This window comes from Ureibacillus sp. GCM10028918 (assembly GCF_042666115.1).
Lineage (GTDB): Bacteria > Bacillota > Bacilli > Bacillales_A > Planococcaceae > Ureibacillus.
Genome location: NZ_JBHTFK010000039.1, coordinates 19,509 through 45,169, shown reverse-complemented (window position 1 = coordinate 45,169; position 25,661 = coordinate 19,509). Strand labels below are relative to the sequence as shown.

30 protein-coding genes are annotated in these 25,661 nt (G+C 36.8%); 12 read left to right on the top strand and 18 right to left on the bottom strand.

The features are described from left to right. Positions 1-44 precede the first annotated feature (44 nt). Positions 45-497, top strand: coding sequence for a DUF86 domain-containing protein (locus tag ACFQU5_RS18375; RefSeq protein WP_390291218.1), 453 nt, complete (start codon positions 45-47; stop codon positions 495-497). Then, a complete protein-coding gene (locus ACFQU5_RS18370) occupies positions 494-1,261 on the top strand; it encodes a TIGR01457 family HAD-type hydrolase (RefSeq protein WP_390291215.1) in 768 nt (255 codons plus the stop codon). Before ACFQU5_RS18375 ends, ACFQU5_RS18370 begins: the two co-directional genes overlap by 4 nt. 60 nt (positions 1,262-1,321) lie before the next feature. Here the strand turns inward: ACFQU5_RS18370 and ACFQU5_RS18365 are convergent, their stop codons facing one another. Beyond that, positions 1,322-1,558, bottom strand: coding sequence for a YuzB family protein (locus ACFQU5_RS18365; protein WP_390291212.1), 237 nt, complete (start codon positions 1,556-1,558; stop codon positions 1,322-1,324). Positions 1,559-1,750: 192 nt separating this feature from the next. Between ACFQU5_RS18365 and ACFQU5_RS18360 the strand changes: the two genes are divergently transcribed. After that, positions 1,751-2,824, top strand: a complete 1,074-nt coding sequence (locus tag ACFQU5_RS18360; protein ID WP_390291209.1) for an NAD(P)/FAD-dependent oxidoreductase — start codon at positions 1,751-1,753, stop codon at positions 2,822-2,824. 113 nt (positions 2,825-2,937) lie between these two features. Here ACFQU5_RS18360 and ACFQU5_RS18355 read toward each other — a convergent pair whose 3' ends face one another. Next, positions 2,938-3,267 (bottom strand): YuzD family protein, encoded by a 330-nt coding sequence (locus ACFQU5_RS18355; protein ID WP_390291206.1) that lies wholly within the window; start codon positions 3,265-3,267, stop codon positions 2,938-2,940. A gap of 83 nt (positions 3,268-3,350) precedes the next feature. Here ACFQU5_RS18355 and ACFQU5_RS18350 point away from each other — a divergent pair, with 83 nt between their 5' ends. After that, the gene (locus tag ACFQU5_RS18350; RefSeq protein ID WP_124765504.1) at positions 3,351-3,587 is read left to right on the top strand and encodes a NifU family protein; all 237 of its coding nucleotides are present in this window, start codon (positions 3,351-3,353) and stop codon (positions 3,585-3,587) included. A 222-nt stretch (positions 3,588-3,809) separates the two neighbouring features. Here ACFQU5_RS18350 and ACFQU5_RS18345 read toward each other — a convergent pair whose 3' ends face one another. After that, a complete protein-coding gene (locus tag ACFQU5_RS18345; RefSeq protein WP_390291202.1) occupies positions 3,810-4,511 on the bottom strand; it encodes a DUF2225 domain-containing protein in 702 nt (233 codons plus the stop codon). 217 nt (positions 4,512-4,728) lie between these two features. Between ACFQU5_RS18345 and ACFQU5_RS18340 the strand changes: the two genes are divergently transcribed. From ACFQU5_RS18340 to ACFQU5_RS18330, 3 genes are all read left to right on the top strand, one after another. After that, the gene (locus tag ACFQU5_RS18340; RefSeq protein ID WP_390291373.1) at positions 4,729-5,103 is read left to right on the top strand and encodes a HesB/IscA family protein; all 375 of its coding nucleotides are present in this window, start codon (positions 4,729-4,731) and stop codon (positions 5,101-5,103) included. A 126-nt stretch (positions 5,104-5,229) separates the two neighbouring features. Beyond that, complete coding sequence (locus ACFQU5_RS18335) at positions 5,230-5,727, top strand: NUDIX domain-containing protein (protein WP_390291199.1); 498 nt, start codon at positions 5,230-5,232, stop codon at positions 5,725-5,727. Between the two features lie 182 nt (positions 5,728-5,909). After that, entirely contained in the window at positions 5,910-6,239 is a 330-nt protein-coding gene (locus ACFQU5_RS18330) for a YuiB family protein (RefSeq protein ID WP_390291196.1), read from the top strand. Between the two features lie 162 nt (positions 6,240-6,401). Here ACFQU5_RS18330 and ACFQU5_RS18325 read toward each other — a convergent pair whose 3' ends face one another. Beyond that, the gene (locus ACFQU5_RS18325; RefSeq protein WP_390291193.1) at positions 6,402-6,878 is read right to left on the bottom strand and encodes a divergent PAP2 family protein; all 477 of its coding nucleotides are present in this window, start codon (positions 6,876-6,878) and stop codon (positions 6,402-6,404) included. A gap of 236 nt (positions 6,879-7,114) precedes the next feature. Between ACFQU5_RS18325 and ACFQU5_RS18320 the strand changes: the two genes are divergently transcribed. Then, positions 7,115-8,623, top strand: coding sequence for a leucyl aminopeptidase (locus tag ACFQU5_RS18320; RefSeq protein WP_390291190.1), 1,509 nt, complete (start codon positions 7,115-7,117; stop codon positions 8,621-8,623). 97 nt (positions 8,624-8,720) lie between these two features. Next, positions 8,721-8,942: a hypothetical protein gene (locus tag ACFQU5_RS18315; RefSeq protein WP_390291187.1), complete on the top strand. Its 222-nt coding sequence runs from the start codon at positions 8,721-8,723 to the stop codon at positions 8,940-8,942. Positions 8,943-9,003: 61 nt separating this feature from the next. Here the strand turns inward: ACFQU5_RS18315 and mnhG are convergent, their stop codons facing one another. From mnhG to ACFQU5_RS18280, 7 genes are read right to left on the bottom strand one after another with little or no spacing between them, the layout of a single operon-like run. Beyond that, positions 9,004-9,372, bottom strand: coding sequence for a monovalent cation/H(+) antiporter subunit G (gene mnhG, locus ACFQU5_RS18310; RefSeq protein WP_390291184.1), 369 nt, complete (start codon positions 9,370-9,372; stop codon positions 9,004-9,006). Next, positions 9,356-9,637 (bottom strand): Na(+)/H(+) antiporter subunit F1, encoded by a 282-nt coding sequence (locus tag ACFQU5_RS18305; RefSeq protein WP_390291181.1) that lies wholly within the window; start codon positions 9,635-9,637, stop codon positions 9,356-9,358. The genes mnhG and ACFQU5_RS18305 overlap by 17 nt, the downstream gene beginning before the upstream one ends. Beyond that, positions 9,634-10,113, bottom strand: a complete 480-nt coding sequence (locus ACFQU5_RS18300; RefSeq protein ID WP_390291178.1) for a Na+/H+ antiporter subunit E — start codon at positions 10,111-10,113, stop codon at positions 9,634-9,636. Before ACFQU5_RS18300 ends, ACFQU5_RS18305 begins: the two co-directional genes overlap by 4 nt. Next, on the bottom strand, positions 10,114-11,604 hold the full coding sequence (locus ACFQU5_RS18295) for a Na+/H+ antiporter subunit D (RefSeq protein ID WP_390291175.1): 1,491 nt from the start codon (positions 11,602-11,604) through the stop codon (positions 10,114-10,116). Next, the gene (locus ACFQU5_RS18290; protein WP_390291172.1) at positions 11,597-11,938 is read right to left on the bottom strand and encodes a Na(+)/H(+) antiporter subunit C; all 342 of its coding nucleotides are present in this window, start codon (positions 11,936-11,938) and stop codon (positions 11,597-11,599) included. The genes ACFQU5_RS18295 and ACFQU5_RS18290 overlap by 8 nt, the downstream gene beginning before the upstream one ends. After that, positions 11,938-12,360 carry a Na(+)/H(+) antiporter subunit B gene (locus tag ACFQU5_RS18285; protein ID WP_390291169.1) on the bottom strand — a complete coding sequence of 141 codons (423 nt, stop codon included), beginning with the start codon at positions 12,358-12,360 and terminating at the stop codon, positions 11,938-11,940. The genes ACFQU5_RS18290 and ACFQU5_RS18285 overlap by 1 nt, the downstream gene beginning before the upstream one ends. Beyond that, positions 12,357-14,720, bottom strand: a complete 2,364-nt coding sequence (locus ACFQU5_RS18280; RefSeq protein ID WP_390291371.1) for a Na+/H+ antiporter subunit A — start codon at positions 14,718-14,720, stop codon at positions 12,357-12,359. Before ACFQU5_RS18280 ends, ACFQU5_RS18285 begins: the two co-directional genes overlap by 4 nt. A 216-nt stretch (positions 14,721-14,936) precedes the next feature. Between ACFQU5_RS18280 and ACFQU5_RS18275 the strand changes: the two genes are divergently transcribed. Continuing rightward, positions 14,937-15,500, top strand: coding sequence for a DUF5366 family protein (locus ACFQU5_RS18275; RefSeq protein WP_390291166.1), 564 nt, complete (start codon positions 14,937-14,939; stop codon positions 15,498-15,500). A 36-nt stretch (positions 15,501-15,536) separates the two neighbouring features. Here the strand turns inward: ACFQU5_RS18275 and ACFQU5_RS18270 are convergent, their stop codons facing one another. Together ACFQU5_RS18270 and ACFQU5_RS18265 are read right to left on the bottom strand one after the other, a co-directional pair. Next, positions 15,537-17,384 carry a transglycosylase domain-containing protein gene (locus ACFQU5_RS18270; protein ID WP_390291163.1) on the bottom strand — a complete coding sequence of 616 codons (1,848 nt, stop codon included), beginning with the start codon at positions 17,382-17,384 and terminating at the stop codon, positions 15,537-15,539. Between the two features lie 105 nt (positions 17,385-17,489). Continuing rightward, the gene (locus tag ACFQU5_RS18265; RefSeq protein ID WP_390291160.1) at positions 17,490-18,707 is read right to left on the bottom strand and encodes an MFS transporter; all 1,218 of its coding nucleotides are present in this window, start codon (positions 18,705-18,707) and stop codon (positions 17,490-17,492) included. A 338-nt stretch (positions 18,708-19,045) separates the two neighbouring features. Between ACFQU5_RS18265 and ACFQU5_RS18260 the strand changes: the two genes are divergently transcribed. Both ACFQU5_RS18260 and ACFQU5_RS18255 read left to right on the top strand, forming a co-directional pair. After that, positions 19,046-19,633, top strand: a complete 588-nt coding sequence (locus ACFQU5_RS18260) for a peptidylprolyl isomerase (protein WP_390291157.1) — start codon at positions 19,046-19,048, stop codon at positions 19,631-19,633. A gap of 22 nt (positions 19,634-19,655) precedes the next feature. Continuing rightward, the gene (locus ACFQU5_RS18255) at positions 19,656-19,859 is read left to right on the top strand and encodes a hypothetical protein (RefSeq protein WP_390291155.1); all 204 of its coding nucleotides are present in this window, start codon (positions 19,656-19,658) and stop codon (positions 19,857-19,859) included. Between the two features lie 113 nt (positions 19,860-19,972). Here the strand turns inward: ACFQU5_RS18255 and ACFQU5_RS18250 are convergent, their stop codons facing one another. From ACFQU5_RS18250 to ACFQU5_RS18230, 5 genes are all read right to left on the bottom strand, one after another. Next, complete coding sequence (locus ACFQU5_RS18250; protein WP_390291152.1) at positions 19,973-21,106, bottom strand: MFS transporter; 1,134 nt, start codon at positions 21,104-21,106, stop codon at positions 19,973-19,975. Positions 21,107-21,192: 86 nt separating this feature from the next. Further along, positions 21,193-22,464 carry a TRAP transporter large permease gene (locus ACFQU5_RS18245; protein WP_390291149.1) on the bottom strand — a complete coding sequence of 424 codons (1,272 nt, stop codon included), beginning with the start codon at positions 22,462-22,464 and terminating at the stop codon, positions 21,193-21,195. Then, positions 22,445-22,942 carry a TRAP transporter small permease gene (locus tag ACFQU5_RS18240; RefSeq protein WP_390291146.1) on the bottom strand — a complete coding sequence of 166 codons (498 nt, stop codon included), beginning with the start codon at positions 22,940-22,942 and terminating at the stop codon, positions 22,445-22,447. The genes ACFQU5_RS18245 and ACFQU5_RS18240 overlap by 20 nt, the downstream gene beginning before the upstream one ends. Before the next feature lie 63 nt (positions 22,943-23,005). After that, positions 23,006-24,037 carry a DctP family TRAP transporter solute-binding subunit gene (locus tag ACFQU5_RS18235; RefSeq protein ID WP_390291143.1) on the bottom strand — a complete coding sequence of 344 codons (1,032 nt, stop codon included), beginning with the start codon at positions 24,035-24,037 and terminating at the stop codon, positions 23,006-23,008. Between the two features lie 585 nt (positions 24,038-24,622). Continuing rightward, positions 24,623-25,288, bottom strand: coding sequence for a response regulator transcription factor (locus ACFQU5_RS18230; RefSeq protein WP_390291140.1), 666 nt, complete (start codon positions 25,286-25,288; stop codon positions 24,623-24,625). Positions 25,289-25,661 lie beyond the last annotated feature (373 nt).

Here is a 25,661-nt window from a genome sequence, read left to right as displayed (position 1 = left end):
TATATAAGAGAAATAACTATCAACTAATAATGGGGGAACCATTTATGTATTTTGTAGATCGTAATAAAATTTCAGTAACTTTAAAACATCTAGACGAGCTGATTTCAATTTTTGAAAAAGAGGAAAATTGGTTACAAAATGATATTACAGCCCTTGCTTTACAACGGATTGGTCATAATACAATGGAAGCCTTGATGGATGTTGGAAACTTGATCATTGATGGCTTCATTATGCGCGACCCAGGTAGCTATGAAGATATTATCGATATCCTAGTTGATGAAAAAGTAATTACTGCAGAGATGGACAAGCCTTTTAAAGAGGTTGTAGGCTTGCGTAAAATGTTAGTAAGAGAGTTTGTCCAGGTAGATAACGAAGTTGTTTTGAAAGTGCTTACAAACAATCTGGGGGCCATTAAACAGTTCTCGCCTCTTGTTGCAAATTATTTAGAAAACGAGCTTGGTCCGGTTTCAGCCTTTTTGCCGGAGAATGCTGAATGAAGAAGTATAAAGCCTATTGTTTTGATTTAGACGGAACCGTTTATCGTGGGAAAAAGGGGATAGATTCAGCTGTCCGTTTTATTCACCAACTTCAGAATGAACAGCTTGAGTATTTTTTCGTAACCAACAACTCGTCAAAAACACCGGAGCAACTCCAAGAGGTGCTGGCCGATATAGGGATTGATACCCCTACAAATCGAATCTATTCCAGTGCTTTAGCAACTGCCAAGTATGTTACACAGCACTTTAAGGAAGCTAGCATTTTTATGATTGGTTCAGACGGAATTCGTTCTGCTCTTGAAGCAGAAGGGCTAAATCTGGTTGATACGGATGAAGCACGCCCTGATGTAGTTGTAATGGGAATCGACCGAACAATTGACTATATGAAATTGGTCAAGGCTTCCATAGCTGTTCAGGATGGCGCGCAACTAATCGGTACAAATGAAGATATTCGGTTTCCATTTGAACTAGGTTTTCTGCCAGGAAACGGTTCTTTTGTGCAACTTGTAGCAAATGTAGCACAAGTTGAGCCGACTTTTATAGGAAAACCTTCGCCTGTCATGTTAGAAGTAATTCAGCAGGAGTATGGATTCCAAAAGGAAGAAATGGTCATGATTGGCGACAACTATGACACCGATATATTATGTGGAATCCGATTTGGCTGTGATACGATTCATGTAAATACTGGGGTAGTAAGCACAGACATTGTTCTACAAAAGGACAAAAAACCTACATATTGTATCGAAGAGCTCAATACTTTGTAAAATAAAAAAATTCCGCGTACAAAATTGTAAGCGGAGTTTTTTTATGATCTTCCCTTATTATTAGAAAAGGGGATTTTCTTCAATATATTGATAGATTTTTTTTGTTAGCTCTTCAGGTGTATCGGCTTGTACGATATCACCATTAACAAGTGCATATAAATTTTGGTCGCATAATGAACAGTAGCTTAGGCACCCATATTCAAGAACATCGATGTCAGGATCGTTTTCTAGGATATCATAAGTTTCTTGAGCGCCATTTGCCAGATTACTAATGCAAAACTCTACTAATGGATTCACGCCGTTGTCACCTCACAATGACATGCTACTCTGTTTTTAAGTTTTCGTCAATGAATGAGTTTTTGTGAAACTTTTCACAAAAAAATAAGGAAAGATATTGTGAAACATCTCACAATAAGTTATACTCTTTATGGATAAATTGTGAACGATTAGAACTGACACAAATCGACACTAGATATAGGGGAGTATTATATGAGAAAACTAGTTTTACTAGGTGGAGGTTACGGAAATATGCGTGTTTTATTACGCTTATTGCCAAATAACTTTCCAGAAGACACATTAGTTACTTTAGTTGATAGAACGCCGCACCATAGCTTGAAAACTGAATTCTATGCACTGGCAGCTGGCACAACAACAGATAAAAATGTACGTGTTAAATTCCCGGAGCATGAGCGCTTAAAAAGAGTATATGGTGAAATTACCAAAATCGATCGAAAAGAAAAAGTCGTCCATTTAGAAGATGGCCAAACAATTTCTTATGATGACTTAGTCATTGGTCTTGGTTGTGAAGATGACTATCACAATGTACCAGGAGCTGAAGAGAACAGTTTTAGTATTCAAACAATCGCAAAATCACGAACTACATTCGAGAAGCTTTTAGGTCTGCCACCGGGTTCTGTTGTTGGAATCGTCGGAGCTGGATTAAGTGGAATTGAGCTGGCAAGTGAATTGCGTGAAAGTCGTTCTGATTTAAACATAAAATTATTTGACCGCTCTGAACGTATTTTACGTGATTTCCCTGAGAAATTAAGTAACTATGTAAAAGATTGGTTTATAAAACATAATGTTGAAGTGATTGCAAAATCAAACATTACAAAAGTAGAACCAACGAAGCTTCACAATCATGAAGAAGTGATTGAGGTGGATGCAGTAGTTTGGACAGCTGGCGTACAACCAGTAAAAATTGTTCGTGATATGGATACAGAAAAAGATAAAAAAGGTCGTCCGATTGTCAACCAGTACTTCCATCTGATTGACGATGAAAGTGTTTTTGTAGTTGGCGATTGTGCTTCATCGGATCTACCTGCAAGTGCACAGCTAGCTGAAGAACAAGCTGAACGCATCGTAAAAGTATTAAGCAAGCGTTGGAGAAACGAGCCACTTCCAGAAAAAATGCCTCCGATCAAGTTAAAAGGATTCATGGGTTCTTTAGGGAAGAAGCAAGGCTTTGTTCATTTAGCGGATACAACAGTAACAGGACGTATCGCACGTTTAATGAAATCTGGTCTGCTCTGGATGTACAAACGCCAAAATGATTCTCAATAAGAACAAATAATTTTCAATTAACTGAAGCATAATAAAAAATACAAAATCTCTATAAACTTGTTGGGTTTGACCCTAAACGTGTATATAGAGATTTTGTTAAAAACTGAATGATTTTATTCAGCTGCAACGAATCCAAGTTTTTCTAATGTAGAGAAAATCGGTTGAATTTGAATATAGCCTTCACCAATGACATTACCGTTGATCAGCACCAATGGATAAAAGAACTCATCATTCTGAATACGTTCTGCCCAATCCTTGTCAAGTTCGTTTTCTAAAGGCTGCTCAATATCAATATAGCGAATTGAAAAGGAGTCTTTTGGGAATTTTCGATTGATTGCAGCCTGTAACCATTCATATGTATCCTTGGAGGATGGTGCATTGACACAGCTGGCACAAATTACTTCAGCGCCATATACTTCGATAATGGGATTATTTTCTTTCATACTATCAACCTTTCTTAAACTCAAATTATGGATTTTTTTCTTTCTTCACATTATAATTATTTTAATGAAAGGAGTCGAGGGAAATGACAGAATTAGAACAAAAAGAACAAGTACAAGAAGTTTTAGATAAATTGCGTCCTTTTTTACTTCGCGATGGAGGAGACTGTGAATTAGTTGATGTAGAAGATGGAATTGTCCGTTTACGCCTTTTAGGTGCTTGCGGTAGCTGCCCAAGTTCTACTATCACTCTAAAAGCAGGTATTGAACGTGCTCTATTAGAAGAAGTACCAGGTATTATAGAAGTAGAACAAGTATTCTAATAAATTATGCCGATAAAGCTGGATTTGGAAAACAACAATATGTTGTTCTCCGGATCGGGCTTTTTTAGATTGAAGGAGCAAGCAATTGGAGTTAAGAATTTGATAGCTTTTAAGAAAAGTAATGTTCGGTAATCGCAATGTCAGCACGATCGGCGTTCAAAAAGGGCTTCATAGAATGAAAAAAATGTCCCAATAGCATAACTCGCTTTTAGGACATTTTTTCTATACAGCTGCTGCTCGAACTTTTTCTCTTTCCTCACGTACGAGTTGCCATTGTTCTTTCGCCATTTCAATAACCTTTGCTTCTCCGCCAATCCGTTGATTTTCAATGATTTTAGAATAGTAGCGTGTGGCTAGCTCTATATCGCCAATGCGTCTTGAAAGTTCTGCAACCATGTAGATTACACGCGTACTAGACATTTGAGTGGACGCATAATCTTCAGTTGAATAAGATTCAATATATTGATCACGTGCGATTTTAAGAAATCTTTGTTCTTGGTTATCATTTTGAAGTCTTCGATAAATCCACGCAACTCGTAAGGCAAGCCCAGCAAGCGTAACAAATTTTTCTTTTTTAATCGTTCCACAAACAAAGGCTAATTTATAAGTTTCCAATGCTTGCGAAAGTGAGCGTTCATGATGGTAACTTCTTTGTACCCATTTTTTTGAAATCTGTTGTAAAATTTGTTCCTTAACACCAGGAGCAAAATATTTTGTAAAGTCCTCAGTGAATGAGAAGCCGCAATGCTCACACACAAAAACATTATAGTATAATGCAGACACTGAAGATTCAGAATATGTTGGGCAAAAATCCGTATCTGTACTTTCGATTTTAACTAGTTTTGTACGAATTTTTGTTGTTGGAAAAGTTTTATTGCAGCATAGACATTCAACTTTTTTCTCATAGAAAGGTGATAATTCCATATAATTAGACCCCTTTCAAAATCGTATTTTTAAGACTATTATATCACTCCGTTTTTCGAAAGTAGTGAATAAATTTTCCTATTTATTGAGTGGGGTAACTATTTTTACTATGTCTGTTTATTTGAAATTACTGTGCAAATATAAACCTCGCAAGTGCACATATCTTTCTTTTTGTTATGTACCTTGATATGATATAGGAAGAAGGCAGGTGAATGGGATGACAAGTGAAAAGAAAGTAATTGATTTAACTGAAGCGGCTTCCATTCGTGTAAAAGAAATGCAAAAGCATAACGAAGAAGAAGGCTCTTTTTTGCGTGTAACGATTCATGGTGGTGGTTGCAGCGGTCTTTCATATGGGATGAATTTTGAACAAAATCAAGGTGAAGACGATTATATAGATGAGCAACACGGTTTGAGAATTCTTGTTTCCCGTGAAGACGCACCAATCTTAATGGGAACGAAAATTGACTACAAACAATCACTAATGGGCGGTGGTTTCACCATCGACAATCCAAACGCCATCGCTTCATGCGGCTGCGGTACTTCATTCAGAACGGCTAAAGTTGAAGGTACGCCTGAAGTTTGTGAATAACAATCTATTATACTAAGACCTTTTGAAAGGATTCAGTTCCTTTTGGAAGGTTTTTTCTTTTTCTTAAAGAAGATAGCGTATACTATTACTAAGTTTTATAAGCAATAGGTGTAAGGGGGAAAAAGAATGAAAAAGGACCGTGGGAAAGTTTGGCTCGGGGTAGCGGGGGTTGTCATTAATTCTGAAGGAAAATGGCTTGTGGTGAAAAAGAAATATAGCGGCCTAAAAGGGGTCTGGTCATTGCCAGCTGGCTTCGTACAGATGGGAGAAACAGCAGATGAGGCCGTGGTAAGAGAGGTACAAGAAGAAACAGGTCTCCAGTGTGAAGTATCAGGCTTAATCGGCTTCCGTACAGGTGTCATTCGCGAAGAAATTAGTGATAATATGGCCATATTCTATTGCCAGCTGAAGGATGAAGAACAAAACATCCAGATACAAGAAACGGAATTATCAGATGCCAGGTGGTTAACTGTTGAGGAGATTGTAGGGAGCGGTGAATCTTCGGTGATGCTAGATGAAATGGCATGCCATGAGCTGGTCCATCATCAACTCTATAAAAAAGAGGGCATAAACCCAGGAGATGTCTTCGAATATTCAGCATATAAATTATTTTATAATAAATGAAATTCAAGGGACTAGTTCAATATTGCCCGAAACCATATAGACAGAAAGATTACTTATAAAAAAATCCTCCTATCTCATTCATGCGAAATGTATTATCATGCACTTTATCGACTGCATTTATATTTGAAAGGAGTCCTTTTATCATGTAAACTAGTGAGAGGAAAACGGAGGTTATACATAAGATGAGTGGTTCAGTTTCGGTAGTGCAATTAATCATCTCAGTCGTACTTTTCTTCGTCATGTTTTTTGGAATCGGTTTCTTATTAAACATGTTGCTGCGTATGACTTGGTTAATGGCAATAGTTTACCCAATCGTGGTTATCTTTATTATTGATGAAGTGAGTTTCCTAGACTATATTTTCAAAGCAAATACTGCTTTTCCGGCACTTATAGATAAGCTGCAATCATTGCAGGTTGTAGATATCTCGATTCTTATAGGTGGATTTGCAGGGGCAATTGTTGCTGGTATTGTGATGATCTATCTTCGAAAAGCAGGATACCGTATGTTCTAATTAGAGAGACACATCTTGACCAATATTGGTCGAGGTAAGCAGTCTTTTCTATTGGCGCATATCCTTCTTGCCGTATACTTTCAATCTGCTAAAAAAACTGACTCCTGTAGCGGGTCAGTTTTTTTGTGTCGATAGAGCCCTTGACGACTCTATATTAAATCCTTATACAAACAGGTTATAAAATAAAACAGATATAATAATTCCCGTTAAAGCCCCCATGAATACTTCACTTGGCTTATGTCCTAATAATGTTTTTAACTCTTTGATTTTTTCATCTTCGTTCTTTTCCGGCCAATGCTTGACTTCACGGAAAAAGACAGTCAATTCACTGCGCATACGATTGATGAACAAGGCGTGTTGCCCAGCTTGATACCGAACACCAGTGGCATCATACATCACTATACTTGCAAACATTGCTGCAACTGCGAAGGTAGGAGAATCGAGGCCTGTTTCAAATCCTACTGCTGTAGCCAGACTGGTCACTGCGGCTGAATGAGAACTTGGCATACCACCCGTTGAAGTCATTAAAGACCAATCTAATTTCTTTGTAGCAATTAAATGAATAGGCACTTTTACAAATTGTGCAAAAAGAATTGAAAAAATGGATAAAAGTATTGGTGTATTCTGAAGGAGTGCCAAAACAAACAATCCCTACCTTTCATAAGCTTTGTCTAAAGTATAGCATATCCGAACTACGTGAATTCAATTTATAATCGATTGGTAATTTGAAATATTCGATAAATAGGTATATCTTTACTATAATATATGTATACTCATTCGAAAAGTTTGTCACTAAACTAAATGACAAAAATGATGATCTAACTTGAGATGCAAGTACATAAGCTATGTAATCGATTTGATGGAGGGATTTTGAAATGAAAATAATAAAAGAACCAAAAACTTTTGATCAAGTGAATACTGAACTATTAATTGTAGGTGTTCAAAAAAATTGTGACCATATAAATGGATGGAATGATTTCGTTGCGTTCTTCGGGGAAAGTATTGAAGATTGGATTCGTTCTTGTGATATAGATACGGATCGAAAAAAATTAACGAAACTTCCCTTTACTGGGCAAAACAAACAGTTGAAGCGTGTATTGTTCGTAGGTTTAGGGGATGCAAAAACTTTAACTGAAAATGAATTAAGAGAGACATTCGGTGTAGTTGGGAAGCAATTGCGAGCTTTAAAAGTAAATGAATTTTCTATTTGGTTAGAATCATTTACGGCAAGCCCGATTGATGAACAGACAATTGCCTTTTTATTTGCAGAAGGTGCCGGACTTGGATTCTATCAAACACCAAACTATAAAACAACGTCAAATGAAATTGATGTGTATATGGATGCAGTTCATTTTGTAACAAATGCAGATATCGATGAGATTGCAGCAGGCTATGAAGTAGGAAAAATCTATGCCGATTCGGTAAATGAAGCTCGTAACCTAGTAAATTTACCTCCAAACTTATTAACTGCAACAGAACTTGGCAACTATGCGGAAAAATTAGCAAAGCAATATGATTTCGAAATTGAAATTTTAACAAAAACTGAGTTGGAAGAGCTAGGAATGGGCGGCATTTTAAGTGTTAATAAGGGTTCTGTTGAGGAACCTCGATTAATTACGATTAAATATCAAGCTACTGAAAAATGGGAAGATGTAATAGGCCTAGTTGGTAAAGGGGTAACTTACGATACAGGTGGTTATTCGATTAAAACGAAAACGGGCATGGTTGGTATGAAAGGCGATATGGGTGGGGCAGCAGCTGTCCTGGGAGCGATGAAAATCATCGGTGAAGTGCGGCCAAATAAAAATGTTGTGGCTGTAATCGGATCGACTGATAACATGATCTCAGGTGAGGCTTTTAAACCGGATGATGTCATTACAATGTACAACGGAAAAACGGTTGAAGTATTAAATACAGATGCAGAAGGGCGCCTTGTACTTGCTGATGCTGTAACTTATGCAAAGCAACAAGGAGCGAATTACCTAATTGATGTAGCTACTTTGACTGGTGGTGTGATTACAGCACTTGGCTTTGACAAAACAGGTTCCTTAACAAATAATCAAGAGTTCTTCGATGCATTTATTGAATCTAGCATTGAAACAGGTGAATTTGTTTGGGGAATGCCATTAACTGAAAAGGATAAAAAAAGAATTCGCAAATCAGATGTCGCTGATTTAAATAATTCACCTGGCAGTGATGGACATATGATTTTTGGTGGAGGCTTTGTCGGAGAGTTTGTTGAGGGAACACCATGGATTCATTTGGATATTGCGGGAACTTCCAATGCATCCAGCGCTCATGATTTGGGGCCAAAAGGTGCGACAGGTGTCATGGTTAGAACTCTCGCAACGTTTGTAGAAAGATTAGGCGAAGAAAGCAAGTAAATATATTGGTTTTAAGAACTTTAAGTCTAGTGGGCATATAGCATAACTGTCTTTTCATTTCTAACATACGTTATTAATGAAAAGGAGGTAGATTTTATTGGTAAATTATTATGGTGGTTATGGTGGATATGGCGGTGGATTTTCTAATTTTGGACCTCCATTTATCGGCGGATTTTTAGGCGGTCTACTTGGAAACGTAATCTATCCCGATAATAGAGGTTACGGTAGACCTTATCCGTATCCTTATCCGTATCAGCCTTATCCATACTATTCATACCCAAGATACCCACATAGACGTCATCACAGAAGATATTGGTAAACTGAAAAGAAGTGCGAATTTAATAATTCGCACTTCTTTTTTACATTCTACTGAATTTAATTTACTTGAGATTTTGTTCTTTTTTCATGCGTTCAATTTCCACTTTTAAATCGTCTCGTCCTGTGCCAGACCAAGGTTTAACACCTGCTATATACGAAGAACGACTCATGATATGTGCACCAACCGGACCAGTTATGAATAGGAATAAGACACCTAATAGAATTGTTGGGTTAATATGATCCTCATTCAGCCAGAAGTGAAAAAACACACCGAGCAATATACACATCACACCTAATGTAGAGCTTTTTGACGCGGCATGTGCCCGTGTATAAAGATCAGGTAGGCGGAGTACGCCAATTGCCGCCACAACAAGGAATAACAACCCTGCTGCAATAAAGAAAATAACTAAAACGTTAGCGAGAATTGTCACGGGTAATAATATCTCCTTTCTCTATAAATTTAGAGAAGGCAATTGTACCAATGAAAGATAGGATCGCCAATAATAAAATAATCTCTAAAAAGAAACTAGTATCTATAAGCATTGAAAATAAACCTACCAAGCAAATAAGAGCAACGCCTATCGTATCTAATGCGACAACTCGATCAGAAGGATGGGGGCCCTTAACAAGACGAAAGACAAGGGCAACGATGGATAAGGCTACAATAATGATTGCTGCCCAGAGAAAATAAGTCATGAGCGGCTCACCTCCAAAATCGCTTTTTCGAATGAATTTTTAATAGAATCAATTGTATCATCGATATCATTGCTATCAATAACATGGATAAATAGTGATTTTGAATCGTCTGAGACATGAACAACAACTGTACCTGGAGTCAGAGTAATTAAACTTGATAGAAGTGTAATTTCCCATTCCTCCGTTAATTGTGTATCGTATTTAAAAAAGGCTGGCTGCAATTCAAGTTTAGGTTTAATTACTAGGGTTAACACAGACACATTCGCCAAAATCAGCTCTTTAATAAAGAGGATTGTTAGTTTAATCACTGCCCAAACACGATCAATATAGAGCCTGGACTTAAAGAATTTCCGTAAAGCGATTATAACTATAAGGCCTAATAGATAACCGATTATAAAACGGGATACGGAATAATTAGAGGACAAAAACATCCACAAAAAGGCTAAAAATAGATTTAATAAGATTTGAAAGGACATTTAGTTTCCTCCTTTCATAACCGCATCCGTATAGATAGAAGGGTCAAATAAGATTTTGGCAGCATCCCCCATAAATGGTGTCAGCCATTCTGTACCTATACCGTAGAAAATGGATAGTACAACTAATAGTACCGTTGGAATGAAGAGACGATTGTATTTGGCTTTCTCTACATTGGTTGAAAGTTGTCCTTCCTCTCCCCAGAATGCATAAATAAAAATTCGCATCGCGGACAATAGAACAACGATACTCGACGCAAGTACCAAGATAGTTGACCATGTATTGCCAGCTTCAAAACCGCCTTGTACAATCAATAGTTTCCCTATAAATCCGCTTAATGGTGGAACCCCAACCAGTCCAAGAGCAGCAATCAAGTAGAACCAGCCAAGAGCGGGATAGGTTTTCATGAGACCGCCCATTTTTCGCAAATTAGTAGTCCCCGTTACATAGATCACAACCCCGATTAACATAAATAACGCTGCTTTAATGATCATGTCATGGATTAGATAGAACATAGATCCTTCTAAACCTGCTTCATTCATTTGTGCAACCCCAAATAAGATAACACCGACAGCTATTACGATATTATAAATAATAATCTGTTTCACATCAAAATGAGCAAGTGCTCCAATGCATCCAGCCACAATTGTAAGAATTGCTAGGATGAGCAGCAACTCATGTGTAAAGGATAAGTCATGTGTAAAGAATAACGTGTATGTACGTGTAATAGCATAAACACCGACTTTAGTTAGTAGAGCACCAAATAGGGCAAGTACAGGAATGGGTGGTGCTGAATAAGCACTAGGCAACCAGAAATAGATTGGGAAAATCGCTGCTTTCATTCCAAACACCAATAGGAATAAAACTGCAATCACTGTAAGGATACCTGGTTGATTGAGTTCTGCAATCTTCAGTGAAATATCGGCCATATTTAAAGTCCCGACAACAGAATAAAGATAAGCTACTGTTATAACAAAAAGAGCAGAAGAAATAACATTCACTAAGATATACTTAATTGATTCACGTAATTGTGCTTTTTCCCCACCAAGTACAATCAATAGATAAGAAGACATTAATAATACTTCGAAGAATACAAATAGGTTAAAAATATCACCCGTTGTAAAGGCTCCATTGACTCCAGTAAGAATAAACATAATCCCGGAATAATAGAAGAATTGTTCGCGTTCTTTCCCGATCGATCCAAAACCATACCAGACGATAAACAAGGCAAGTATTAAAGTGGTTAACACGAGAAGTGCAGATACCATATCAGAAACCATTGTAATGCCGAATGGTACTGGCCAATTACCGAAAGTAACGATTTGCGGACCATCTTCATATACATTCAAGACAAGCCCCGCAGCACAGATGATCGAAAGCACAAGCCCAAGAAGGGTAGTAATGCGCTGGTAAGCAATTTTCCTCTGTCCAAACATTAGAATCATCGCGAAGAAAAATGGGATGATAATCGGTAATAAAAGAAAGTTATTCATGATCCTCACTTCCTTTCATTAACGTCATGTCATCAGTTTTTAGTTCTTGGTATGCACGGTAAGCAAGTACTAGGAAAAAGGCTGTTACACCAAAACTAATTACAATTGCTGTCAAGATTAAAGCTTGTGGTAGTGGATCGACATAATCAGTCACACCATCACTTAAAACAGGAGGGGCGCTGCCCTTAAAGCTTCCCATCGTTAAAATCAGCAAATGTGCTCCGTGACTCAGTAAACCTGTGCCAATAATTATTCGGAGAAGACTACGAGATAAAATTAAGTAAATTGCAGCCATAAATAGAAAGCCACAAACAAATGCCATTACTATTTCCATTATTCATCCTCCCCAATTGTTTGAATAATGGTCATCGTTACACCGACAACAACCAAATAAACACCTAAGTCAAATAATGCTGCAGTATGAAGAGATGTTTTGCCCAAGATAGGTAAATTGAAATAATCAAAGAAATGTGTGAAAAACGGTTTGCCAGTAAACATAGAGATTGCAGCTGTCCCTAAAGCTAGGATTAAGCCGATTGCTACCATATAAATATAATTAATCGGAAGAATCGTTTGAACCGTTTTTAAATCGAATGCAATGATAAGCAGTACAATTGCACTCGCTGTTACTAAGCCTCCTACAAATCCTCCACCGGGTGTGTAGTGACCTGCGAAGAAAATATGAACAGCGTAGAAGAAAATCATGAAAAAGACGATTTTCGCAGTAAACTGGATAATGACATCATTTGTTTTCATAGCTTTTCTCCTTTTCTGCTCAAGCGTAGCTTAATCATCCCGAAAATGGCAATCCCGGCAATGGATAATACGGCGATTTCGAACAATGTATCAAATCCGCGGTAATCTACTAAAATAACGTTTACAATATTTCCTCCACCAGCTAATGAATACACTGTTTCCTTGTAGTACTCAGAAATGGAGTCTACTAATTTTTGTGAATGGGCTGAAAGAGCAACAAGTGTCACCATGGCACCAACTGCTATAGAAACAAAAGCTCTTCCAAATCTAAAACGAGTGCGTTCTTCTTCTTTTTTATATTTAGGCAAGTGATAAAACGCAAGTAAGAATAATGCAACAGAAATGGTTTCTATGACCAACTGCGTAAGAGCTAAATCAGGTGCGTTAAACATGACAAAGAACAAGGATACTGTGTATCCCACTAATCCTAATGCCACAATGGAAGTAATCCTCGATTTTGCAAAAACAGTTGTAATCGTTCCAATCACTAACACAATTATTAAAATTATCTGGTATGCACGAATTGGTGTTGCACCTTCGAGAGTTACCTTAAACGCATCTTGCATAAATAATGTTGTGATAACAATGATTGAAATTGCCCCAAGCATGTAACTTAGATAGCGACGAATAGAACCAGTCATATACAGCCCTGAAAATCTTCCAACCCATCGATCAGATAATTCATAGATGATAAAATCATATAAATTATTTAACGTTAATTTTGAAGGGAAGAAGCCGTACAGCTTTTGCCATTTTGATAACGTTAAGAATAAAACAAGTCCAAGTACTATAATACCTAGAGTCATCCATAATTCAGGTGTAATATGGCCATGCCATGCCGAAACGTGGATATCAATCTGATCTGGACTGCTGTAAAGGAACGGTTGAATGGCCATAACAGCAGGTTTGATGAAGGTATCAGCGATTACATTAGGTATAAAGAATATAGTAATAACGAATACTGCCAAAATTATTGGAGAGATTAGCATACCCACTGGTGCTTCATGTGGTTTATGTGGTAATTCTTCCACTTTTCCTTTTCCAGTAAATGTTCTAAATACAAAGTAAAAACTATAAATAAATGTGAATACGCTAGCAATCCAAGCGATGACAGGGAATAAAATTCCCCATGTTGAGAAATTGAATAAATCGAATTCTGTAATAGACAGCATTGCTGTTAAGAACATTTCCTTACTTAAGAAGCCGTTAAAGGGAGGCAATCCAGCCATGGAGAAACTTCCGATTAAAGCCACTGAAAAGCTTATTGGCATTATGCTCATCAGGCCGCCAAGTTTCCGAATATCACGAGTCCCCGTTTCATGATCGACAATCCCTGCTATCATGAACAAGCTCCCTTTAAATGTAGCGTGGTTTATGAGATGGAAAATCGCAGCAAATGCCGCATATTTAAAAATAGTCTCCTGGGCGCCATCTACGTGGAAAGCAATGGCTCCAACACCAAGTAAAGACATTATGAGGCCAAGTTGACTGACAGTTGAAAAGGCAAGAATTCCTTTTAAATCCCATTGTTTTAGTGCAAAGAAAGAACCCCATAATAATGTTAATAAACCAATACCAGTTACTAACCAAATCCAAATCTCCGACACGGCAAAGATTGGTGTGAAACGTGCTACTAGATAGAGCCCAGCTTTAACCATTGTGGCAGAGTGAAGATATGCACTCACAGGTGTAGGTGCCTCCATTGCATCTGGTAACCAGATGTAAAATGGGAATTGAGCAGATTTTGTAAACGCCCCCAGTAAAATCAAAACAAGTGCCACTACAAATAAATCGTTTGTTGCAAGTTCAGGTGCTTGAGCTACTAGTTCTCTAATAGAGAATGTGTCACCCATAATGGATAGTAATACAAATCCTCCTAGCATCATCATTCCGCCTGCTACTGTAATCATCATTGACTTCAGTGCACCAAAACGAGACTTGTCACGGTTGTACCAATACCCAATCAATAAAAAGGACGATATAGAAGTTAATTCCCAAAATAGATACAGCGTCATCATATTATCTGATTGAACGACACCAAGCATCGCACACATAAACATTAATAAATAAATATAAAAGTTATGCAGCTGTTCTTTTGTGCGATCCAAATAGAAAATCGAATACAGAACGACAAGCGCTCCTATTCCTGAGATTAGTAGAGAGAATAACAAACTTAGCCCATCAAGATAGGATACGAATGATATTCCAAGTGAAGGAATCCAATCTAACTGCGCAACAACTGAATTTCCCTTAGAGATAGTCGATAAAAAAATTGAATAGTAACTAACAAGAAAGAGTGGTACTAGTAAAACGAACCAACCAGTATGTATCGAAGTGATTTTCTTAAAGAAGAAAGGCATGAAGAGCGCCGCTATTAATGGAATGAAAATACAAAGTACTTGAAACAAGAATGATCCCTCCTTTAAAAATATTATTTATTGAATTTCTCGAATAATCAATATTATATCATTTATTATACGTGTTTTCACTTGAATGAAAGTGAGATGAACTTGAACTATTAAATATTTAGCCGATATTATAAATAGGTAGAAAAAATATGTTTTGAGGAATTTGTCATGAAAAATCCATATTTGTATGGTTATTTGCCGTTATTTTCTGTTATCTTATTTAGTTTGTCCTTCGGAATTTACTTAGTTACTGAATCATTAGATTTACTAACTTCAATTGGCGTTTATACAGGAATACGTGAATTTTTGACGGATATTGAATTGCGCCTGCTGTTATTAAGTGTATTTGCACTGTGTTTTTTTATGCTATTTTCAGCCTTGAAATTGATAGGAGAAACGATTCATGAAGTAGGAATGCTATTATTTTCAAAGAACAATAATGGAGAGATGATTAGTGTTGCCAGAGGTGGTTATCTCATTTTCTTCTTCGGAGCATTACTTTCAGTGTTTGGTATACAATCAATTTCCATTTTACTTTGTGTATTTGCGCTAACCATTTTTAGTTATTTTATTTATAACATATATAAGATGAGTCAGTACCTCTCATTACCTGGAACGGTAGGACTGATTTTCTTTGAAATTCTCTTCTGGACCATTTTCATTACATTCATTTGTTATGTTGTATTAAAGCTTTATAACGGTATATTAGCAAGTTTACCATTTGCAAATTAAAAATGAGAGGCGTGACTAGTACAAGTCACGCCTTTTTTAATTCATGATTGTATTAAATATTTTAAAATGAATTTTATCATCCTGAAGGGATTGCATGGAGGAAGGTTGATCATAGCCAATCCAAACAGCGCTCGTATATTCATCCGTCATTCCTGCTACCCAAAAGTCTTTATAATCATTGGTTGTTCCTGTTTTTGCACCAATATACGATGAAGTGGAAGAGATCCCTTTTCCAGTCCCGCTTGTAACTACATCATGCAGCAAGGACCTTATATATTTTACGGTTTGCAAAGACCAGATTGTTTCTCTTTTAGTCGGCCAACTATATAGAACATTGCCGCTTGCATCAGTAACACTCCGAATACTTCTTGCTTTAGCATAAGTACCATCTATAAAACTTGTATAAGCATCGGCCATTTCAAGAGTTGTAACGCCATATGAGAGTCCGCCTAATCCTGCTGCGTAGGTTTTGTCTGAAGGTACCAGCGATTGAAAGTTGAATTTTTCGATATACGAAAAGGCGGCATCAAGACCAATGTCATTTAATAAGCGCAGTGCAGAAGTGTTATAGCTATGTTTGAATGCAGTAGCAATTGAGACATTGCCGTAAATACCGCCACCATAATTTTGTGGACAGAAATGATCCACACAGAATTCACCGCCACTTACAAGGGAACTGGGTGAATAGTTGGTTGTTTCAAAAAGCGGTCCATAAACAATCAAAGGTTTAAAAGAAGAGCCAGGTTGGCGAATGGCTTGATACGCTCGATGAAAGTCGAATTTTTTATAGCCTTTGCCTCCATAAACACTCACTATTTCTCTTGCTTGATTATCGATGACGACGGAGCTGCTCTGTAATTTGCCATTACCCAGAATAGCATCAATTATTTGTTCATCCTGCTGTTGTTTTTCAGGGTCTAGTGCAGTATGTATAGTGATGCCTGAGAGAAGCAATTGTTGAATTTGAGAATCAATTTTCTCTTGAATCCTATTTTTTTCCTCTTCTTTTTGTGCTGTGTTGAGCTGTTCCTTATAGCCTTCAACAGTTGCAACAAGTTCCTCTAATTCAGCCAGCACAAACGTACTGTAGGCGGGCTGCTGTTGTTTTTTTACCTTCAAATTCAAGCTGATCTCTTCTTGTTTATAAATGGAGGCCTCTTCCAAGGTTATAATACTATTATCAGCTAAAATATCTAATAGACGTTCCTGCCTCGCTTTTGTTTTCGCAAAGTTTTTTATAGGATCGTATAAAGATGGATTATTTGGAATGGCCGCAATAAATGCCATCTGTGGGATGCTTAATTCTGCTAAAGGCTTTTGAAAATAAAAGGTTGCGGCTGCGCTTATTCCATAAACTTGATTGCTAAAAAAGATTTCATTTAAATACATTTCAAAAATTTCTTCTTTATCGTACATTTGCTCAAGCTCGTACGCGTAAAATAGTTCGGTTAATTTACGTTCATAGGTTTGTTCCACAGATAAATAGCGCATCCTTACAAGCTGCTGGGTAATCGTGCTGCCCCCTTGTTCAATGGAACCTTGAGAGTTTGCAACAACTGCACGGGTAAGTGCACTTACATTAAACCCGATATGAGTATAAAACTCTTTATCTTCACTTAAAAGGTAGATTTGTTTAATAATTTCCGGAACATCTTTTAATTCAACAGGTTGTCGCCATTCCACATATTCTTCACTAAATACGTTTCCGTTTCGATCGACCATTGTAACAGGGAGCTGGCTTTTCTCATCCGGTATTTGAATATTGTGCTGAATGGTTTCCTCATGTCCTTTTGCTACTGTGAATTCGGCCAGAATTTTATTGCCAAAAAGAAATAGTAAAGGGAAACAACAAAGGATTAGTAAGAAACCTACTATTTGTCTCATTTAGATTCCTCCTACTTAATGCAAACACTCCAAAAGAATATCATAATTTCAAATAAAAAAGGAGGCTACTATCGCTAGTAGGACCTCCACTTCATTATACAGGATTTAAATATGGCTTTTTAATACATCCTCGAAATATTTTTTCGGTAATCTTTGGATGATGAAAATAGTAATTGCAGCAATAAGAAATAGTAGCCCAGTTGAGTAAAAGACCGCGGAAATTGTTGCAAATCCACTTATAAATCCACCTAGTACAGGGCCAATGATATTCCCTAGAAAACGGAAAGATTGGTTATAGCCCATCACTTCACCTTGAATTTCTACTGGTGCTTCACGGCGAATCAGGGCCGTCACAATGGGAATCAAGCCCCCTGAAAAGATGCCAAGTAAAAATCTCAAGGCAATTAGTTGCCAAAGGGAAGTCACAAAGGCTTGAGGAACAATAAAGAAAACACTAATGAACAGCAATGACATTAGGACCTTTTCGTAGCCGATATTATCGGCGAGTTTCCCGAAAAATCGGCCGATTAAGATATTCCCAACTCCTGCTGCACTAAAGGTGATTCCAGCAAGCATGGCAACCTGTTCAGAGGTTGTTAAATGGGAGACGTACAGGGACAATAATGGCTGAATACTAAAGTTTCCGATTTGGATCAAGGATGCTACCAACATAGTGCTTAAAATAAGTGGATGATGAAACAATGCCCAAAGGATATTCTTTCTAGAATAAAGCGTACTTTTTTCTTTTCGAATAATTTCAGGTTCATGGATACCGAAGATAATAATAATCGCCGCAATAGTAATGGCAATAGAAGTATAGATAAAAGTAAAGTTAAATCCAATAGCATCGGCTAAAGATCCCCCGATTACAGGACCGAACAGGGAACCTCCAACACTCCCGATTTGTAAGGTTCCAAGAGTTTTACCAGCAATATTTTTTGGTGTATGTTTGCTGATAAATGCCATTGAGGTAGGAATAAAACCAGTTACAATCCCCATCAAAATACGCAAGATGAATAATTGGGTGACATTCTCCACATGACCCATCAAAAAGATGCTGAGCGCAATGCCGAAACAGTTAATAATCATAATCGGTTTATATCCGTACTTATCGGCAATGCGCCCCCATATTGGAGACATGATAAATGCTGTCACAAATGTGGCAGCAAATATTAAACCAGCCCATTTTTGGACGTAGCTTTCAGAGAAATCACCAAAGGTTTCAATGTAAAGGGATAAAAAGGGCATAATCATCGTCATAGAACTCGCGACGATAAAATTTGAAACTAAAATAATAATAAAATTGTGCTTTCGGTTACTCACTTCAATCACATTCTTCCTAACAGTTGTTTTAGAATTCGAATAAATAATTTTTCATTTAGTTAAGTCCAAAGCCCCTCGAGGTTGCGGTCTGTCCCTCGGTTTAAAGCAGTAAAGCTACATTCGCTTCGGAGCGTCAAGTTAGCCTGTATTTGCAACAGGCTGTTTCCAATTTGTTATTGTTGCCAAGTATAACTTATTTCGAAACCCGAAGAAAGTCTATAAAGTATATTAGCGGAAAATTTAAAAGTTCTATGTTAAACTGTAACGAGGTGTCAAATGGTAATCTTCTATCTAAAGATATACCCAAAATAACATTTTTTAAAAGGAGCGATCAGTTAATGTTTCCACAATTGACAAAAGAATTAAACCCAGGTGAAGTATTGGTTGAAATGAATACAACTCTAGGGGCAGTTAAAATTAAGCTATTCCCTGAGCATGCGCCAAAAACTGTAGAAAACTTTTTAGGACATGCAAAATCAGGTTACTATAATGGAATCATCTTCCATCGTGTTATTACTGATTTCATGATCCAAGGTGGAGACCCAACTGGTACTGGTATGGGCGGCCAATCAATCTGGGGCGACTCTTTTGAAGATGAATTCAATGAAAGTCTATTTAATCTGCGTGGAGCTCTTTCAATGGCGAACGCTGGTCCAAATACGAACGGTTCACAATTTTTCATCGTTCAAATGGAACATACACCAAATAATATGATTGCTCAATTGGAGCAAGCTAAATATCCAAAAGAAGTTATCGAGGCATATGCTCAAAATGGTGGAACGCCTTGGTTAGACTTTAAGCACACAGTATTTGGACATGTTGTTGAAGGTATGGACATTGTTGACAAAATTGCGAACGTTGACAAAGATATGCGCGATAAACCGTTGGAAGATGTTAAAATAGAGTCGATTACTATTATCGATTAACGATTAGAAAGAAGAGTGAAAAATGAGTATCCTTTATGCAGGATTTCTATATTTTCCAGAGGATAAGTCGTCATATATTCCCGCAGCATTAGAGTTTTTAGCAGTTCTTATCTTGTGTTTGTTGGTGTTCATGGTAGTGAAACGTGTATCAAAAAAAGAAGCGCTTAAAACAAAAGCATTGGAAGAATATGTTTTAAGTAAACAACATAACAAGGAAGATAAATAGCAAAAAGGGGTCGTCTAACTAGACGACCTTTTTTGCTTCTAAAAATGCGCAACAGAAACAGGATTTGGATTTTTTATTTATAGGAATGTCAAAGAAGTTGAGGAAAGTTAGTTTTATTCTTTTCTAGATTTTCTATTGAGCTTTAGTAAGGCGTAATAGAAAAATGCTAAATAAAGAATTAATAATGTAATTGTGACAACATTCATTCCGTTCCAATTCCAAACTTCCCACAAGGGATAAATCAGGGTGCTGCCCGATGCTATTCCAATATAATAAGATACTAGGTAAAGGCTGGAAGCACTTCCTTTTAAATGGATAGCAGTTTGACCGACTGATGCTGCTGTTAAGGAGTGGGCAGTAAAAAATCCAAAACAAGTAATGCATAGCCCAAATAAAACAACGAATAATGCATCAAATAGTGTACAAATAATGCCCGTTACTAAAATGAGTATAGCTATTATACGAATCTTTTCTAATTGGTAACGTTTTGAAAGCCAACTAGCTAAAGGTGCTCCTATAATTCCAAAACTATATGCAAAATAGGTAAGCGAGATTGATTCCATAGATAAAGAAAAGGGAGGGGAAGATAAGTGAAGGGGCAAATAAGTCCACATCCCCGTAAATGTAATTTGTAATATCACACCAAGACCAAACATTAAAAGAAGGGAAGGGTTAATTAAGTGATAACTAAATCCTTTTAAATCTTCCTTAAAACTCATCACACTCGGCTGGAAGTTATTTGATTTAGGTAGAGTAAATAAAACAAATATGAAAACAAATGCCCCAAAAATAGCAAAAATAATTAATGCTCCTTGCCAGTTATATTGCTCAGAAAGGTAACCAGTGACAATTCGGCCAATCATTCCACCTAGTGCATTCGTAGAGATATATAACGCGGTAGCAAGTTGTCTTGATTCCGTTTCAATTTCTTCTGCAATATAAGCTAATGCTGCCGCTGGAACCCCTGCAAGTGTAAACCCTTGAATAATCCTTAACAGAAGAATCGTAAAATAAGAATCAACAAAAGGAATAAGAAGAATAGATAATAAAGAAAGTAAAATGGACAGCTTTATAAATAAAACTCGTCCTTTTCGATCAGAAAGAAATCCCAAAACGATTAAGCCCGCTATTAGAGATAACGAGGTAAGCGACATAGTCATACTTGCGTATGTAACAGAAATGGAAAACTCCTCCGTAAGTAATGGGAGGAGAGGCTGAAACGAATACAATGTTGCAAATATAAACATTGACGACAATCCGAGGCTCAGTACAATTTTCCAAAACTGCCGATTTTGTATTGAAGACTTCTTTGTAAACAGGAGAAACACCTACTTTATTTCCCGGTAATGGAAGGTAACCATAGAGATAGTTGAGGGAAAATAATAACTAAAGCTAGAAACACAATCATCAGTATAATAAATGGAATTACCCCTCTAACAACGACACCAAGCTTTTCTTTAGCAATCCCACTTACGACGAATAAGTTTAAACCAACAGGCGGTGTAATCATTCCTAACTCTAAGTTGATTACCATAATAATTGCAAAATGATATAAGTTAATATCAAAGTGAGCTAGGATTGGTAACAAGATCGGTAAAACAATCAAAATGATAGACACTGCTTCCAAAAACATACCTAAAATGAAGAATAGGATATTAACAATAATCAAGAATGTCCATTCGTTCATCCCGCTTTCAGATATCCATTGTCCCACTTGTTGAGGAATTTGTTCATTTGTTAAATAAAGTCCGAATAATGATGCTGCACCAATAATTAAGAAAATCATCGCCGTAACGTTAATAGACTCAACAACAATCGGACGTAAATCTCGCCATTTTAATTCGCGATATACAAATGCAGAAACGACCAGTCCGTAGAAGATTGCTACTACAGCCGATTCGGTAGGCGTAACGGCCCCGGAATAAATAGAACCAAGTATTAATATCGGTAAAAAAGCTCCCCATATTGCTTTCAATGATTTACGACCCCGCTCACTCCAGGTATGGGGTTCATCCCCTTTAAAGCCATTTCTTTTCGCATAATAGATTGCTGAAATAATTAAAAGTGCAGTTAAACCTAGACCTGGGATAACTCCCGCCATAAATAATTGGCCGATTGATTCTTCAGCAGTAATACCGTAAATAATCAACGGAACACTAGGCGGAATCAGAATCCCTAAAGTACCCCCAGCAGCAACAAGACCTAGAGAATACTTTTTATCATATCCTGCTGAAAGCATCGCGGGTATCATAATTGACCCAATGGCTGCAGCAGTGGCTGGAGAAGATCCGGAAATCGCAGCAAAAATGGCACAAGCAAGGATTGTTACTACCGATAAACCCCCAGGTAAATGTCCAACCCATGAGCGTAATGCTTCAATTAGATATTTAGAAATACCACCTCGAGCCATAATGACACCTGCCAATACGAACCCGGGAATTGCCATCATAGGGAAGGAATCAAGAGCCGTAAAAATTCGTTGAGGCATCATATTCATATTAAAATCTGACAAAAATAATACAAAAATAGTTGATAACGCTAAACTTACCGCGACTGGTACACGTAAAAACAATAATACGAAGAAACTAATTAAGAGGGTTAGCATATTCTTCACCCTTTCTACGTAGAATGTTTACTAATCTCTCAACGAAACGGAGTGAGAAAAGTATGCCTGAAATTGGTAATATTAAGTAAACAATCCACATAGGGATTCCAACGTCGAGTGAGATCATTCCCGAAGAATAACGATTTTCCACGAGTATGAATCCATAAAATGTATAGATTAAGCAGAAGACGATGCTTAATGAAGTCGCTAGAATATTCATCATAAATTGAAGTGGTTTACTCAAATTGTCATATAGGATATCTACTTGAATATGTTGATTGTGCTTTAATGCTAATCCAAAACCTAAGAAAGTGCCCCAAATAATTGCATAGCGGGCAACTTCTTCAACCCATGCTTGGGGGTCATTTAATACATAACGCATAACCACTCCGTAAAAAATTAATACAATACCTAAAGAAAAGAAAATAACTGCCAAAACCTCTTCAAGGAACGTCCAAATTTTCATTAGAATATTCAATCACTTCACTCCTTTATAATCAGGTAAATGGGAGTGCCGACTCTTCGGCACTCGTTTAAAGATCTACTTTAATGACTGTATACTTTCAATTAATTCTGGTGTAATTGCTTCAGTAAATTCATCATATACAGGTTGTAATGCTTCTTTTAAAGCATCTCGTTCTTCTTGTGTCATTTCATAAAATTCCACAACTCCTGAAGTTTTTATGTTTTCTAATGATTTTTCATTTTCTTCTTCCGCTAATTCCGTTGCATAAGTTGTAGATTCAGCAAGCGCTTCTTCAACTGGTGCTAGCAAATCTTCAGGAATCGATTCCCAGAAAGTTTTATTTACAAAGATTACATAATCAACACGACCATGTTGGGTAGAAGATAAATATGGTTGAACTTCGTAAAACTTCATCGTATCAAAGTTGTTATATGGGTTTTCAGCACCATCTACAGTACCTTGTTGAAGTGCTGCATAAGTTTCACCAAATGCAATTGTTGCTGAACCAGCACCTAAAGATTCGAATTGTGCTTCTAACACTTGTCCTGCCTGGGCGCGGAATTTTAATCCTTTAAAGTCTTCGACAGTTACTAAAGGACGTTTGTTGTTCGACATATGTTTGAAGCCATTCGGCCAAAATGTCAGACCTTTAATATCGTTGGCAGATAATTGATCAGAGTTCAATAAATCGTGTGCAGCTTCTGATTCAAAGAATTCTTGAACATGCTCTTCGTCTTCAAATAAATAAGGCATGTCAGTAAATTGCCAACGTCGGTCAATTTTCACCATTTTTGTTGCAGATGGAGCAATCATGTGCACATTTCCAGATGCCAATGCATCTAGTTCGTCATTGTCTCCGTATAATTGAGAAGAAGGATAAACTTCCACTTTAACTTTTCCTTCTGTTTTTTCATCAACTAATTGAGCGAAGTGATCCGCTGCTTGACCCTTTACACTATCTATCGCTGTAACGTGCGAAAATTTGATGATTAAAGGATTTTCCGCAGTGTAATCTTCGCTTGATTTTTCCCCACTTGCAGCACCCCCACATGCTGCCAATAATAGTGAGAGTAAGCTAATGACTGTTAGTAAAAGCCATTTATTCATTTGTTTTCCCCCTTAGAAAATTTAGTATTTATTGTTAAAAGAGAGACTCTCTCTTTATAACCAAAATTATTTGTTAATCTTTTTGCAGCGTATTAGCCTAGATTGCTATGTCAAGTCATAAGCAGTTAAGGCTACAACCGACTCTGCTATTACTTAGGCATTAACTTGGATATCAAAACAAGAAAGCGCATTCATTTCTTTGCTGTCTTTTTAAAAGGAGTTACCGGATTACAATTGAACTTTGAAAATGCTATCTTTTCAAACAGGTGTAAAGCAAAAGGTACCTTATCATTTTTTCTTGGACCAGTAGTCACATTTTAAGCTGAGACAACAAGAGTATTTAGGATAATGGATACAATCAAATGGATAATGGATACAATCAAATTCAGAATTTACTTTAAGATGTTTTAAATATTCGACAAAATGCAGAAAATTTAGATTAATTAGATGATAATAGAATGAAAAGAATATACAATATTATGGTCATATTGGACATTTTGGTTTTTATGGTCTATGTGGGATTATTAATGTTTGCTGTATTAAAAAAAGCTTGTAAACATTGTTCACAAGCTTTTTTACAGACTATTAATTTGAATAGAACTTTGTTGGTCTGCCAACTGTTCCATATTTTAAATTAATGAACACTTTTTCATTTTTAGCTAAAAAGTCTAAATACCTTCGAACGGTTACACGTGCCATGCCAACATTCTGTGCAAGTTGCTCAGAGGTAATTGGTTCGTTATGTTCCATTAATGCATCGAGTATTTGTTTCATTGTTATTTCATTTAATCCCTTTGGCAAGGTAATCTCTTCTCTTATTTTATGTCCCAACCACATATCAATTTCTTCCTGTTTCAGGATTTGAGAATTTGGAATTCGCTTCGTTGTACGTTGATATTTTTGTAATGCTTCTTGAAATCTTTCGAAACGGAAGGGTTTTACTAAATAATCAAAAGCCCCCATACGAACAACTTGCTGGATTGTTTTTGCATCACTTGCTGCAGTAACCATGATAACGTCAGATGGAATAGATTCATTCCGAATTTTTTGAAGTAGCTCTATACCTGACATATCAGGTAAATACATATCTAAAAGAATCAAATTTGGTTTCATTTTAGAGATCTTTTTATAAGCCTCATTACCACTTTGTGCTTCACCAGTTACACTAAAACCGGTTATTCTATTTAAGAAGCTTTTGTTCACTTCAAGAACCATTGGATCATCCTCTACTATGAAAACTTTTAAAGTCATATACCCATCACCCCGACTTTTAAAATTATTTGTGCCGCTGTTAATCAGTTGATATGCTAATTGTCCTATTATTTAATTCTATAAATATATTATTATTTGCTTTGTTTAGATTTTTGTATATTTAGTATTTTCACCTATTATAAAGAAAGGAGAGGGGGAAGGGAAGGGAGTTGCAAAAAGTGGAAAAAATCCATGACCTTTCTTCTTTAGTTATGAACATACAAAAAATGTTCCAGAAAGCGGTTATAATTACTAGGCTTAATGCAGAAGCGGTCCTAGCTGTTCTCGGAATAATTCTAATGCTAACCTGTCCTACAAGTCTTCTTTAAAGAAAAAGAGGGTGTGGCAGAGGACAAGTATTTGCATGGATCAA